Annotated in this window: 14 protein-coding genes; 4 read left to right on the top strand and 10 right to left on the bottom strand. The window is 62.8% G+C overall.

The window, feature by feature from the left end; all coding sequences use genetic code 11:
• The first annotated feature begins 23 nt into the window (after positions 1-23).
• Positions 24-485, top strand: coding sequence for a cupin domain-containing protein (locus ACM42_RS24665; RefSeq protein WP_271530338.1), 462 nt, complete (start codon positions 24-26; stop codon positions 483-485).
• An 18-nt stretch (positions 486-503) separates the two neighbouring features.
• On the opposite strand, the gene ACM42_RS24660 is transcribed toward ACM42_RS24665, so the two are convergent.
• Both ACM42_RS24660 and ACM42_RS24655 read right to left on the bottom strand, forming a co-directional pair.
• Complete coding sequence (locus ACM42_RS24660) at positions 504-1,082, bottom strand: DUF308 domain-containing protein (RefSeq protein ID WP_028182085.1); 579 nt, start codon at positions 1,080-1,082, stop codon at positions 504-506.
• An 89-nt stretch (positions 1,083-1,171) separates the two neighbouring features.
• Positions 1,172-1,756, bottom strand: coding sequence for a TetR/AcrR family transcriptional regulator (locus ACM42_RS24655; RefSeq protein ID WP_247802506.1), 585 nt, complete (start codon positions 1,754-1,756; stop codon positions 1,172-1,174).
• Between the two features lie 75 nt (positions 1,757-1,831).
• On the opposite strand from ACM42_RS24655, the gene ACM42_RS24650 reads away from it, so the two are divergent.
• On the top strand, positions 1,832-2,329 hold the full coding sequence (locus ACM42_RS24650; RefSeq protein WP_271530337.1) for a peptide deformylase: 498 nt from the start codon (positions 1,832-1,834) through the stop codon (positions 2,327-2,329).
• 25 nt (positions 2,330-2,354) lie between these two features.
• On the opposite strand, the gene ACM42_RS24645 is transcribed toward ACM42_RS24650, so the two are convergent.
• Both ACM42_RS24645 and ACM42_RS24640 read right to left on the bottom strand, forming a co-directional pair.
• A complete protein-coding gene (locus ACM42_RS24645) occupies positions 2,355-2,717 on the bottom strand; it encodes an ArsR/SmtB family transcription factor (protein ID WP_271530336.1) in 363 nt (120 codons plus the stop codon).
• Entirely contained in the window at positions 2,717-3,379 is a 663-nt protein-coding gene (locus ACM42_RS24640; RefSeq protein WP_271530335.1) for an SRPBCC family protein, read from the bottom strand. The genes ACM42_RS24645 and ACM42_RS24640 overlap by 1 nt, the downstream gene beginning before the upstream one ends.
• A 182-nt stretch (positions 3,380-3,561) precedes the next feature.
• On the opposite strand from ACM42_RS24640, the gene ACM42_RS24635 reads away from it, so the two are divergent.
• On the top strand, positions 3,562-3,933 hold the full coding sequence (locus tag ACM42_RS24635) for a cupin domain-containing protein (protein WP_271530334.1): 372 nt from the start codon (positions 3,562-3,564) through the stop codon (positions 3,931-3,933).
• A gap of 54 nt (positions 3,934-3,987) precedes the next feature.
• Here the strand turns inward: ACM42_RS24635 and ACM42_RS24630 are convergent, their stop codons facing one another.
• The 3 genes from ACM42_RS24630 to ACM42_RS24620 all read right to left on the bottom strand — a co-directional run bounded on the left by ACM42_RS24630 (position 3,988) and on the right by ACM42_RS24620 (position 8,197).
• Positions 3,988-4,869 carry an AraC family transcriptional regulator gene (locus ACM42_RS24630; RefSeq protein WP_271530333.1) on the bottom strand — a complete coding sequence of 294 codons (882 nt, stop codon included), beginning with the start codon at positions 4,867-4,869 and terminating at the stop codon, positions 3,988-3,990.
• Positions 4,870-5,086: 217 nt separating this feature from the next.
• Positions 5,087-6,334, bottom strand: coding sequence for a serine hydrolase domain-containing protein (locus ACM42_RS24625; protein WP_271530331.1), 1,248 nt, complete (start codon positions 6,332-6,334; stop codon positions 5,087-5,089).
• Positions 6,335-6,682: 348 nt separating this feature from the next.
• A complete protein-coding gene (locus ACM42_RS24620) occupies positions 6,683-8,197 on the bottom strand; it encodes an MFS transporter (RefSeq protein WP_271530718.1) in 1,515 nt (504 codons plus the stop codon).
• Positions 8,198-8,386: 189 nt separating this feature from the next.
• Between ACM42_RS24620 and ACM42_RS24615 the strand changes: the two genes are divergently transcribed.
• Positions 8,387-9,247: a LysR family transcriptional regulator gene (locus ACM42_RS24615; RefSeq protein WP_271530717.1), complete on the top strand. Its 861-nt coding sequence runs from the start codon at positions 8,387-8,389 to the stop codon at positions 9,245-9,247.
• Between the two features lie 641 nt (positions 9,248-9,888).
• On the opposite strand, the gene ACM42_RS24610 is transcribed toward ACM42_RS24615, so the two are convergent.
• The 3 genes from ACM42_RS24610 to ACM42_RS24600 all read right to left on the bottom strand — a co-directional run bounded on the left by ACM42_RS24610 (position 9,889) and on the right by ACM42_RS24600 (position 13,157).
• A complete protein-coding gene (locus tag ACM42_RS24610; RefSeq protein WP_271530330.1) occupies positions 9,889-10,227 on the bottom strand; it encodes a CPBP family intramembrane glutamic endopeptidase in 339 nt (112 codons plus the stop codon).
• Positions 10,228-10,674: 447 nt separating this feature from the next.
• Positions 10,675-11,748, bottom strand: coding sequence for a linear amide C-N hydrolase (locus ACM42_RS24605; RefSeq protein WP_271530329.1), 1,074 nt, complete (start codon positions 11,746-11,748; stop codon positions 10,675-10,677).
• A 248-nt stretch (positions 11,749-11,996) separates the two neighbouring features.
• The gene (locus ACM42_RS24600) at positions 11,997-13,157 is read right to left on the bottom strand and encodes a glutaredoxin family protein (protein ID WP_271530328.1); all 1,161 of its coding nucleotides are present in this window, start codon (positions 13,155-13,157) and stop codon (positions 11,997-11,999) included.
• Positions 13,158-13,383 lie beyond the last annotated feature (226 nt).

The following is a 13,383-nucleotide window of genomic DNA, read 5'->3' as shown; positions in this document are numbered from 1 at the left end:
CTTGAATTGCAGGAGATCCCTCCATGCCAAAGATCGACATTGCCGTCGTGCCGGCCCGCAAGGGCTCCGGCTACCCCGCGCCCTTCGATGCTCCTTGCACCGATCGAATCCGGCAGCGGCTCGGCGATGCCGGGGGCCTGAAGGATTTCGGGGTCAACCTGATGCGCCTGCCGCCGGGCGGCTGGTCGAGCCAGCGGCACTGGCATTCGCACGAGGACGAGTTCGTCTACATCCTCGAAGGCGAGGTGACGCTGATCGAGGATGGCGGCGAAACCCTGCTGCGCGCAGGCGATTGCGCGGCCTTCCCCAAGGCAAGCGGCAACGGCCATCACATGATCAACAGGTCGAATGCAGCGGCTGTCTATCTCGAGGTCGGCTCGCGCTCGCAAGCCGACCTCATCACCTGCTCCGACATCGACATGATGAGCCCCGCATCCGACGGCCGCTTCCTGCACAAGGACGGCACGCCCTATCCGGACGCGTGAAGCATCTGGAGCAACGCCTCACATGGCCGCGCTGCGGCGCCACGTGCTGACGGTGAGCCAGACCGCCGAGACAAGGAAATAGAGCGCGCCGACCGCGGCATAGCCTGCGACATTCGCGATCGATGGCACCGCAGGCATCGAGGCCTGGAAGATGAAGAAGCCGCCCGCCAGCGCCGACTGGCCACCGCTGAGCACCATGGCCCATTGCGCGCCGAAACGCTTCCAGCGCCGCACGGCCGTGCCGAGCTGAAGCAATCCGGACAGGATTGCCCAGGCCCCGAAGATTCCGAGCACCCAGTTCATGCTCACCTGCAAGGCCAGGATGACCGCGATGGTGGTCGCCAGACTGACCAGCACGTTCAGGCCCTGCGTGCGGTTCTGGTTCAAGCCGCCGCTGGAGAGCGCGTCGAGATAGTTGGCGGCAGCGTCCCAGGCCGGATAGGCGACGAGCAACGCCGCTGCGATCACCGCGGACGTTGGCGCGATCACGAAGGCCGCAATGACCCAGGCGACGGAAAACGCGGCACGCAGGAAGTAGTATTGCTTCAGCCATTGCGCCTGGTCGGCCGCCTCCAAAGCGATCTCACGATCTTTCATTTGCCTTTTCCTTACCTACTAGTTGGTAGTTTACATTCGACGCGGAGACGCCGGGCCGCCCTGAGCGGCACAGGCCTGTGTCGACCTCGTCAGTGCCTGGTGGAAAGCCGGTCCAGCAGCGGCCGGATGATGGTTCCGAACATCTTTGGATCGCCATAAGCGCGCGCCGACAGCATCGCGCCGTGAACGGTCGCCATGAATCCCTCCGCCTCGACCCGTGCCGTGCTGGCGAGATGGAGCCGTCCTTGCCGCTTGCCGCGCTCCATGACCGATGCCAGCCAGGATGCCAGGAAGCGGAAGTGGGCGCGCACTTCGAGCGCCACCTCCTCAGGCAGGATGGGAAGCTCGCTGGCAAGGAGCGCACAGACGCAGAAGGGGGCCGTCGCGTCCTTGATGCACGCCTCCCAATACCCCACGTAGTTTCTGAGCTGGTCGGCGGGGTCAGCGACATTGCGTTCGAGCGCCGACAACCCCGCCTGGGCCTCCTCGCGATAGCGCGACACGAGGGTGCGGACCAGGTCGACCTTGCTGGCGAAATGGTGGTGGATGCTCGGCTTGCGGATGCCCACGACATCGGCGATGTCGGCGTAACTGAAGCCGTTATAGCCGCCGGCGATGATCAGCGTCCGGGCGCAGGCAAGAATGTCGTCGGCGGTCGAGGAAACGGTGCTCATGGCGCTTAGCTACCTTCCAGTAGGTAGGTCGTCAAGCTGGGATGCTTCAATGATCCGTGAGTGGTAGGAGCCTGCATGACCATCCGCCCGATCGTGCGCTATCCCGACCGCCGGCTCGCGCTGCCGGCCCGCCCCGTCATAGCATTCGACGATTCCTTGCGCGACCTCGCGAACGACCTGCTCGAGACCATGCGTGCCGCACCCGGCATCGGCATCACCGCGCCGCATATCGGCGTGCCCTTGCGGGTCGTGGTGCTAGAGCTCGACGCCAAGGACGGCGCGCGGACTTACGTCAATCCGGAGATCACATGGGCCTCGCCCAAGATGATCCTGCACCGAGAGGGCAGTGTCTCGATGCCTGGGGTCAACGACGAGGTCCAGCGCCATGCGCGGGTGCGGATCAGCTATCAGGACCTCGACGGCAACATGCAACACGAGGAGTCGGACGGCTTGCGCGCCGTCTGCCACCAGCACGAGATCGACCAGCTCGACGGCATGTTCTGGATCCAACGTCTGTCGCGGCTGAAGCGCGAGCGACTGGTCAAGAAATTCGAGAAGATATCGCGGGCGTAAGCGCCTTCCGCCCGTCGCCACATCCTCAAGCCCTCTTCCCGCTCCGCTTGCTGATCGGAGCGTTGCGACGCTCTCGTTTGCCGCGCGCGATCTCGGTTGCCAGCGCGTCCAGCTTCGGCTCCCAGAAATTCCTGAACTGTCCAATCCACGCATCGACCGCCTGAAGCCCGGCAACGTCGACCGAATAGAGGCGCCTTTGCGCCTCCGCCCGTACGCTTGCAAAGCCGCTCTCTCGCAGCACTTTGAGGTGCTGCGAGACGGCCGCCTGGGTGATGCCGAACTCGGCCCCGATCACTTCGACGACCTCGCCGGACGCCATTTCCTTGAGGCCGAGCAGCTCGAGGATGCGACGGCGCACGGGATCGGCGAGGACTTCGAAGGCGTGCATCAGCTTCCTGTGCCCGGATGCGTGATGTCGGGCGGCATCTCGCCGCGATAGAACGCAATGGTGCGGTCCGAGCGCTCTTTCGCCGCGGCCGGATCGACCCCGCTCGCGACATGCGCAGCACGCCAATATTCGCCGCTCGCCGTCATGAAGTCCTTGCCCTCGGGCGAGACCATCCAGGCCTCTGCCGTTTCATGGTCAACCGAAGCCCCGGTCACAAGATATCGCTCGAGCCCCGCAAGGGCGAGGTCCCAGCCGATGCCCACCGCACCGGGGCCGAACTGATTCCAATGATCCTCGATGATCGCGGTGTGCTCAAGGGTCAGGCGCGCCTGGCTTCGTTCCGCGCTCAGCCTGACGTCGATCCAGCTCAAAACGCCACCGAATTCCCACGTCGCGGCGAAATGGGTCGGCGGCGTACAGGCCGTGATGGTGCCGCCCGCATTGCCCTTGACCTGGTATCTTCCGCCGAGCTGGAGGTCGCCCTCGACCGGCGCGAACCAGCGCGGGATACGCTCCCTGCTGGTCACGGCGTCCCAGAGATCGTCGACGCCGGTGTCGTAGAGGCGCGTCAGAATCACCGCGCTCGCCGGTTTTCCGTCCTTCTCAAAGCTCCTCACCGAGCGCGTCACAAGCCCCAAGACCCTGGCGACGTCGATCTGCATCGTGCTTCTCCTTGTCGTTTCTTGCACGGAAGAATATCGGCCGACACTAATATAAGTCAATACTTATATGATTCCCGCGCCGCTGCGTCAAACCGCCTCGCGAGGCGATGCGAACAAAACACCTACCCAGGCGTCTATCCGTGCCCACCACCCGCCAGGCCCGCACAAGACGGAATGAATTCATGAAAGTTCGCAAATTCGCCATCTCCGACGCTTCGCTTGAACGCTCGCCGGGACAGGACGGCGATATTTTCGCCGGCAATGTGGTCGACCAGCGCCACGGCGGACCGATCACGATCGGCTTCGGCCGCTACGCGCCCAACCAGAGCCTCGAGGAGAAGCTCGTGGTCGACGATGTCATGGTGGTCCTGGAGGGAAAATTGTCGGTCACGAACGACGGACGCACCGTCACGGCAGGTCCGGGCGAGATCGTCCATATGCCGAAAGGCGAGACCGTCACGATCCGCTCGCACGAGCAAGGCGCCGTCACCGCCTACGTCACCTATCCGCACTGGCAGGAGGCGCATGAGGCGCGAGCTCGTGGCAACCGTTGATGTCGACCTGCCCGCCTGCTGCGACCCGACGGAATGGGCCCGGCCCGGAGACCGCTATTTCAGCGGCAGGAACAGTTCCGCGACCGTCTCATGCTCCGGCACCTCCGGGAAGAAGCTCAGCCGCTGGCAATAGATCGGGAAGTCGCGTGCTTCCTCGCCACTGGCCGGAAGCCAGTCGCGATAGAGGTAGAGCGCGGCGGGCTCCAGATTGTCGGTGTAGCCGACGACACGCAGAACGGCGCAGCGTCCGCCGGGAATCTCGGCGGCTTTGATCGCCTCGCCGTTCGCCGCGATCGGCTGCTCGGTGCCGACGCACAGGTCCACGCTATAATCGGCTGGGCGCGCAGGACGCCGCTCGGAACGCCAGACATTGAAGGTCGGGTTTGTGCTGGGGTGCAGGCCCGCCGCCTTGCGCCAGGAGATGAAGCGCTGGATGGTGGCGGGAAGCGTCGCCGGGTCGCCCCGATGCTCCATGATCGCCACCTTCGTGGTGGGCACATCGCGGATCGTCACGTCGTCAGTCGTGAAAGTTCTCTGCATGAGCTTGCTCCTCGCGATATCGAGAGGCCCGAAGGCCGCAAGCCACGGCTCCCACTCGGGAGAGTTCCGGAACGACGATGGCGATTGCCCGAACCGTTGCCGAAAGGCGCGGGCAAAGGCATCCGGTGCTTCGTAGCCGGCATCCATCGCAATGTCCGTGACGCTTTCGGCGTCGGTGAAGGCGAGTTGATGCGACGCGCGCTTCAGACGGGCCAGCTGGACGTAGCGGTGCACGGATAGCCCGAAGGTCGCCGTGAACTGCCGGTGGAAATGGAATTTCGAGAAGGCCGCAACACCGCTCAAACTTTCCAGGTCCAGATCATCGTCGAGATGCCGGTCGATATGGTCCAGCACCCGCCGCATCCGGGCCTGATAGTTTTGCAGCGCCGCCTTCATCGTCCCTCCTCCGTGGCGGCCTCATATAGGCGCGAACGGCCGTGGCGTGCTCGACGGATCTTGCGGTTTTGGGCGCACTGTCGTTGCCCGGCTCGACCGGGCGACCCAGTACGCCGCGGCCTTTCGATTCAATCACAATGGTCTCTGGAATACTGATCGCCCGGCCAAAAAGCCGGGCGATGACAGCGAGTGCGCGGCGCGAACGGACGACGCGCCCTCACCCGCCCGCCATCAGTGCCTTCGCCAGCGCCATGTAGGCCGGCAGCGTCACGGGGTCGTTGGCGGCGTTGCCCGCCATGGGGTGCGAGGCGTAGCGCGCGATCACCATCTCGGCCCTGGGATCGACGTAGATGCCCTGGCCGTAGACGCCGCGCGCCATGTAGGCGCCGTGGGCGTTGTGCGTGACCCACCATTGGTTGCGATACGACGCGCCGGGCAGCGTGGTGTAGCCGGCCGGCTTGAATTTCTCGGGGTCGCCGCCGCGCGCGATGTCCTCAACGACCTGTGAAGGCACGATCTGGCGGCCGTTGAAGCGGCCGTGATTGCGCATGGTCTCGCCGAAGCGGGCGAGATCGCGCAGCGTGGTGGAGAGACCGCCGCCGCCGCTCTCGGTGCCGATGCGGTCGACGTGATAATATGCGTCCTCCTCCGCACCCATCGGCTGCCAGATGCGCTCGGAGAGCAGATCGGACAGCGTCATACCGCTGGCGCGGCGGCAGATCCAGGCCAGCACGTCGGTGTTGACGGTCTTGTAGGCGAAGGCCTTGCCGTGCTCGCCCTGCTTCTTCTGCGCCACGAGAAAATCGAAGATGGTGGTCGGGCCGTCATAGTCAGGCGGAATCGGCGCCATGCCGTTGGCGCGCCGCAGGCCCCACACGTCCGAATTCTTGTCGGTGTAGACCTCGGTGTAGGCAAGCCCCGTGGTCATATCCATGACCTCGTGCACGCGCGCGTCCCCAAACGCGCTCGCCTTCAGCTCCGGCACGTAATCCGTCACCGGCGCCTGCGGATCGATCTTGCCCTCGGCGACCAGAATGCCGGCGAGAACGCCGGTGAACGACTTCGTCACCGACATCCCGATATGCGGCTTGTGCGGCTTCAACGCGCCGAAATAGCGCTCATAGATCAGCCTGCCCCGGTGCAGCACGGCGATGCCGTCGGTGTACGTCTCTTCCAGCATCTTTTCAAACGTCATGGGCCGCCCGTCCATCGTGGTCGAGCCGACCGCGCCGATGTCGTGATCCTCGCGCGGCAGCACCGATGCGGGCCCTGCCCCGCGCCAGACGTTCACCGTCGGCACCAACTGGCGGATGTTGCTCCAGGCCCAGCGCAGTTCGGGGAAGCTGCGGAACGAGCCATCCTGGAAGGTGATGGTGCGGTCGGGTGCCGGCGGGAAGCCGCGCATCCAGCCGAGGGTTTCGGGATCGGTCGAGGTGACGGGCGGCTGAGCGGGGGCGACAGACATGGACACTGGCTCCGGACGGACGATCCAGATGTCGTAGCATCGGATGCGGTGGCAGACATCCAACGTTTGTGCTGGGCACCTGCGCATAAATCAGGACCGCAGTTACAAGTCAGTCTTGCGCAGCTTTGCCTCTCCTTTGACCGAAATTCCGAGGCTCGACGCCGCTGTCATTCCGCGACATCCATAGCCTTGATGCGCCGGTGAAAGCACAGTGTGGAGATCGCCGAGCCCGCCCAGGCCAAGTCGACGGTTCGAGCTCGTGACGATCCTGGCCGAAGAGAGCTCGCTTCGCAGCTCCGTTCGACACGGCGCAAGACGCGTTGGTGAGCTGATTGCCATTCTCCGACGTCATAGCGCGCCAGCAACATCTCTCCTGCCGAAGGTGAAGAAGCTGAGCGCGGCGAGCACCCAGACACCGACGGCGCCATAGAGCATCACGTCTCCGAAACCGCCGGCCAGTGCGGCAGGACCGAGCACCTTCGACACTCCAGTGGCGACCTGATCGAGAGCGGCGCCATTTCCAGCGGCGATCTGTTCGGCGACGTGCCGAAGCTGTGCCGCGTCGAGTGAACCCGGTGCTGCAGTCAGGCGTATCAGAACGCCTTCGACCAAGACGACCCCCATCAGCGCGATGTTGATGGCGAGCGAAATCATCCGGGCACTCATGTCGATGCCGGATGCCATGCCGGCCCTGTCGCTCGATACCGATCCGGTCGTGGTGTTGGTGACCGGTGTGTTGGTCGCGCCGAGGCCGATCCCGGCCAACAACGCGCCGATCAACGTCGTCGGCAAGGCCGCCGAACCGCCGCCTGCTCCGATCTTCATGATGAAAAAGCCGAGACCGATCACGAACAGTCCCGCCGGGATGACTGCGCCTGCGCCAACGCGCAGCGAAAGGCGTTCGGCGAAGGGTGGCACAACGAGCGTCGGCAGGGTGTAGGCGAGAAGTGCCATGCCGGCCATCAGTCCATCGAGCCCTAGCCCCGCCTGAAACCAGATCGGCAGATAGATCATGAACGGCCAGAAGCTGAAATTCATCCCTATCGAGCCGAACAGTGCTCCGGAAAAAGGCGTGATCCGGAACACCGAGAAATCGAACATCGGGTGCGGCACGATCTGCTCCACGATGATGAAGGCGATGAGGCTGAAGGCGGCCGTGGCGACAATCGCCAGCGCCATCGGGCTGGTGAAACCGAGTCCGCTGCCCTGGGTAATGACGTAGGCAATGCAAAAGACGGCCAATGACAGAGTCGCGATGCCGGCGAGATCCAGGCGCCCGGCCGCCGGGTCTTTCGATTCCCGGACACCATGCAGAGCGAGAACGACCGTCAGCACGGCGATGAAGGCGTGGATCAGAAACACCCAGGCCCAGCCCATCAGGGCGGCGATACCGCTGCCAATCACCGGACCGAAGCCGAGACCAAACCCGGAAACGATGCCCCACCAGCCGAAAGCCCGGGCGCGATCGGCCGCCGTGCTGAACTGATGCGAGAGCACGGCGATCTGGCAAATCAGCATGGCGCCGCCGCTCGCGCCTTGGAGCGCACGCCCGACGATGAGGGTCGTCATGTTTGGGGCAAAGCCACACAGAAGGGACGTACCGCCGAAAGCAACAGTGGCGACGACGAGGAGACGCTTGCGACCGAAGCGATCCGCCAGTGTGCCGGCGGCCATAAGAACCGTCGCCACGGCTATGGTGTAGGCGTTCATCGTCCACTGGAGCTCTTGAAAATTGGCGTGAAGGACCTTCTCCAGCGTCGGCAGGATCGCAGGTACACTTGATATTTCGAAGCCGAACATGAGAGCCGACAAGCAGATGGCGGCCAAGGCAAGATTGCCTTGCCGCGAGGAAGCAAATGACATGATCAGGCCTTTCAGCGCCGAGATCACTCGGCGTCCCGCGAGCGGCCGTTCACCCACAACGGTTAAGGCTGGGGTGGCGCGGCAGTCTTGCGAACGACTGTTGTTGATGGCCCTGATCGTAGGCGAAACTTGACGATACAAAAATGATATGGCTGATTATTTCAGAGACAGCAAATCTGGATGATCGAAATGGCATCCCTCGATGTCGAGTCGGTCCAGGCTTTCGTGGCCATCGCCGACCTTCAGAGTTTCACGCGGGCAGCCGAGGCTCTTGGCACCACCCAGGGGGCGATCAGCGTCAAGCTGCGGCGCCTCGAAGAGCGGATCGGCCAACGGTTGATCGAGCGCACGCCGCGACACGTCCGTCTGTCCGCAAACGGCGCCGTATTTCTCGACCGGGCTCGCGACTTTCTTGCTGCGCATGAAGCCGCGCTGTCGGCGCTCGCCTCCACGACCCCGCGCCGGTTCGGCCTCGGCATTGCCGCGCATGTTGCCGGGCCGGAGCTTCCGACCCTTCTGGCACAACTCAACGCGCATGATCCCGGTCTGCGTATCGAGGTCCGCCTCGAGAATTCGCGCACGCTGCTCGACGCCTTCGATCGCGGAGAACTGGACGCCTGTATCATTCGTCGCGAAGACGACCGGCGCGATGGCGAGATTCTCGGGCCGGAGCATTTCGGGTGGTTTGCCGCGCCGAATTTCGAGCATCGGCAGGGCGAGCCTCTACGGCTGGCAGCTCTGTCGCCTTCTTGCGGCGTGCGCGATATCGCGACCCGTGCCCTCGACGAGGCAGGCATCGCCTGGACAGAAGTATTCCTCGGTGGCGGCTCGTCGGCGGTGGCGGCAGCCGTCTCCGCCGGGTTGGCCATGGCCATCTTTTCCTGTCGCCTTGCTCCGCCCGGCACCATCGAAGTCGGAGAGCGCTTCAGGCTGCCGCGCCTGCCGTCGTCCGAGATCGTGCTGCACTCGACGCTCACCGATCCCAAATCGCGTGCCGCACTGCGCACGCTCGCCGCCGCCTTTCGGGAGCATCGTGCGATGGCCGGATAGCGGGAGCGATGTCGCACCTAAAGCGCGATGCGATTAGGATGAATCGTCATCGCGCTTTAGGTTGTTGTTTAAGCATGATCTTTTCGGAAAACCGCTGCGCACTTTTCCGGATCATGCTTTAGTCGTGGGCTGACGTATCCGAACCGAACGACCGTTGCCATTTCTCGCCATCCGCTTCCAATACGACGAGCCCGTAGCGGTTTGGACGGCCGAATCTTTTGGTCCGCTAACGGCGATGCTGAGCAGGGACGGCGAACGCAGGATATGGGTGGCGCCAGCCAACGGGCCACCGCCAAGCATCGCATCACGCTCCGTTCCGGCTGCCTTTCGCAGCAAATCCTCAATCCAGCGTCTCAAACGCGCTGGGCTTCGCTACCCATGCTCACCTCGTATCGACGTGCCGACGCCTTGGCACGCCACCACCGCGACAGCCGCGAGACTCCACAACGCTGTCGAATAGAGGTTCGTCCCGTCCGTCCTGTTAGCCAGTTCGGCAGTCAAATTCGTCATGAAATGAAACAGGATCGCGCCCAGAGTGCTGCGGGACGTATTATTGAAAATCCACGTGAATATGATCGTGACTGGTATCGTCTGCAGGACGAAAAGCCAAAACCACAAGGACCGTATGCCGACGTCGTGCTTCATGCCTCAAAAAAGAACAGCGGAAGATGCCATATCGCCCAGAGCGCACCGAGAACGATGCTCGCGGCCACGGCGCCCAAGCGTGCCTGCAAGTGGTCGAGCGCATATCCGCGCCAGCCCAACTCCTCGGGAATCGGGCCGTTGATCAGTGTGACGAGCAGAAAAGGAGCGATCGTCGACGGGGCGGAGAAGAATGATGTGAGCGTCCTGCTGATTTGCGCCGCTGCATCGCTTCCGCCGGAGGGACGATCGAGCAGCACCACGATGGTGAAGAGCACCGGCGCAAACAACAGAATAATTGCATACCATCTGGCCGGAATGCGGCCGACGTCGAACACGCAGCCAATAGTCGCTCCAATCGCCGGCCGTCCGGGTAGCGCATGTAAATCCAATGCCGCCCAGCATCGGCCCAGTACGAGAAGCAGCCGCCCCTCGTCTGCACACTGATGCCGGATGCTGCGGCCGGTATCCAGAATGCCCAGGTCCAGCAGAACACAAGGATGAAGAACAGCATAGGACCGGCGAAAGGACGACGGAGTATTTCCTTCATCTGGACAGCTCCGGCGAAATCACGCGAACCCGGATGGCGACGCATTCTCCTGCTGCAGGCTGACCCTAATCCATATTGTGCGGCCCCTGCCGTGGCTGCCCACCCGGCCAATTCCCATGGCGCGCGAATCGCCAAGCTCATCAGGCGGTCTCCCGCCCTCCCCCCAGCGCGAGGGCCATCCGGCCCCCCGGGAATCGCATTGGCCTCGCTGCGGCGCTGTTGCAGCGAGTGGTGCTCACATCGGCAGACCCAGGAACTTGAATGGCTCAGCCTCCTGGAAATTCGCGGTCGCATCGCCGGCAAAAGTACGCGACTGTTGGGGCCCAAGATCGAGCTTCTTCACTTTTCCCTTTTCAGGCGAGAAATCGATTCCCTTGAGATCCACCCAGAATACATTCGGGGTCAGCACGGATTCGAAGAAGTACAGCTTGCGCTGATGGTCGGCGACGGTGCGCCACCGCGTCGAGGAAATGTTCGGCTGTTCCGACGTTGAAATGCCGAACGGCACGGACACGTTGCGGATCACGCTGAACACGCTGGCCAAGGCGCGGTCGGGATTTTCATCTTTCGGAATCGCATTGACGTAGAAGGACGCACGCGCGAACCGATCTGCGGCGCGGTTCGTGCCCGGCAGCATCACCGTGCCGCCGATCTCCTTCCAATATTCGTTCAGCGCCAGCTGCTGCTCGAAGGTCGGGGAGTTGGTCATCACCTGGTACTTGCGGTCGTGATGGATGACCGGCCGGCCATTGATGTATTCGACGATCGCGCTGTCACCCGTGGCATCCGAAAGAGACAGGTGAAGCGTGGCGAGCAATTTCTGTCCGGGAACGTTGTCGGTGACGATCGTGAAAGGATCCGTCTCGAGCACCGCAACTGCATCCCGAACGGTGGCGAAATTGTCGAGCACGTATTGGGCCCAGGCGGCAATGGACAGGCCGGGCTTGCTGGAATCCAGCTTCGGGTATTCGGATTCGGTAAGCCAGAGGACGTTGGCGACCAGTCCTGCCTCGTTCATGCCATCCGACGTCGAAACATCGTAAGCGGAGGCAACAACGCTGCCGAATTTGGATTTCCATTTCAGCGAGTTCGGCCCGACCTCCCCGCTGCGCGCCATGCCTCTCGGGAAGATCCAGAGATCGGTCGGCATCTCGAACCGCCAGTCCATCGACCGCGCAGTGACGACCTGATTGTTGGCGCCGAGATAAACCAGCCGCGTACAAGCGAGCGAGAGCGATGGTGCAACGGCGATCACAGCCGCCAGGCTCGCCGAGAAAATGCGCGATAGGGCCAGACTCTTCATTGTCATCGACCTCGCAACAGCGTTTGAACGGACAGGAGCACGCTACCAGCTTCGAGGATCGTCACAATGACGTAGGTCAAACCGGGAAGGCCTTTCGCAAACAAGCCGTCGCGGAACGGGCAACGAGAAGAACGCCCTCCGACACCAATTCATCCGGCGATACGACCGACTTTCGCCCCTTGCTCCCACTCAATCCAAGTATTGGCAATACATTGATTCAAGAGATAACAGTTCGCTTCTCGGGAATCTCATTCTCAGCGCGCCAGCATCCAGAGGCCAAGCCCGATCAGGACCACGCCGCCGGCCCCGCGGCTCAACGCGGCATAGCGCGTATCAATGACCTTCTGCACGGTGAATGCCGCGAGTCCAAAAATGACGAGATCGTCGAGCATGAAGAACGTTACGTACAATCCGATGTAGGCGTAGTATGCTCCGGTCGAGAGGTCTGCCAGCGCGAGCATATGCGTGTAGATCGCCGGTAGCGCCGCCGAGCACGCGAACTCAATAGCGTTGACGGCAAACGCCAGACCGACGATCAGCAGGAGACTTACCAGGCCGACGGGCGCGGCGACGATCTTGCGGATCCGCTGCATCGTGTGCTGCCGCTGTTCGGCATTACCGACGTCGCAGACAATCACGCCACGCGTTACGGCAAGCTCATAGAGATGATCGATGCCGATCCCGATCGCCACCAGCCCAACGATCTGCGTGAGCGGACGGATATGACCGACGACGAGGAATGTGTTCAGCCACGCCGTCATGAACAGGAAGTAGAGCACGCCTGAAGCGAGCACGAAGGTTCCCACAAGCCACCAGATCTTGCCGTAGTCCTTGATGCCCGCGATCAGCGAGATCAAATAGACGAGGACCCACATGGCGCAGGGATTGAAGCCATCGGCGAGGCCCATCAGAATGCCCAGCGTCGGAAGGGAATAACCGACGGGGTCGATGTCTCCCAGCCACGGCAAGCTTATTGTGCGTGCGGAGCCCGCCGGACGCGCAATCGCGGTCTCATCAGCCGCAAGAGCCAGCAGGTCCCTGCCCGTTTTCTCCGCCGACTCGAAGCCGAGCAGGTAGCGCGAGCCGCGCACGAAGAGGGGAACGCCAAGTTCGTTCTCCGGTATGGCGTGCTGACGAGCAATGTCAAGGAACAGGGCTTCGTTGGCCGAATTCGACACATCGTGCAGGACGAAATCGACACGCGGCTGTGTCCTGAGAAACTCGATGGCCCTGTGGCAATGAGGGCAGTCCGGATGAAAGAAGACGTGAAGCCTTCCATCGTGCTGCCAAGCAGATGTGCTCTTAGGCGACGGCGCAACGTTTGCAGCGAGTTGCAGGGCCGCAAAGATCAATCCGAGCACGATGACCAGCGCAATGCGCAGCCGTGTCGAACTCAATGCCGAGAGACGGATCATTCAGGCAGGCTCCGAGAACGCGAACGGCCTGAGCTACCGCCTACCGGAGCCTCTTGAAGTTGATCCTTGTCAAACCACGCCAGTTGGACTCCCGCTACGAGAGTGCACGTGGTGCGGAGCGAAGCCTACTCACGGCCAGTGTGCTTGCGCTGGTCGCGCTCGGTATGGTGATGCACGGGCTTCCCGAGGGGAGTCCTTTCTGCTCGCGTTTCTTGCCGCGGCTTTG

The organism is Bradyrhizobium sp. CCBAU 25338 (assembly GCF_028128965.1).
In the GTDB taxonomy this organism is placed as follows: domain Bacteria; phylum Pseudomonadota; class Alphaproteobacteria; order Rhizobiales; family Xanthobacteraceae; genus Bradyrhizobium; species Bradyrhizobium liaoningense.
Note: the sequence above shows the minus strand (reverse complement) of the source record. Positions and strands in the feature narration are given on the sequence as shown.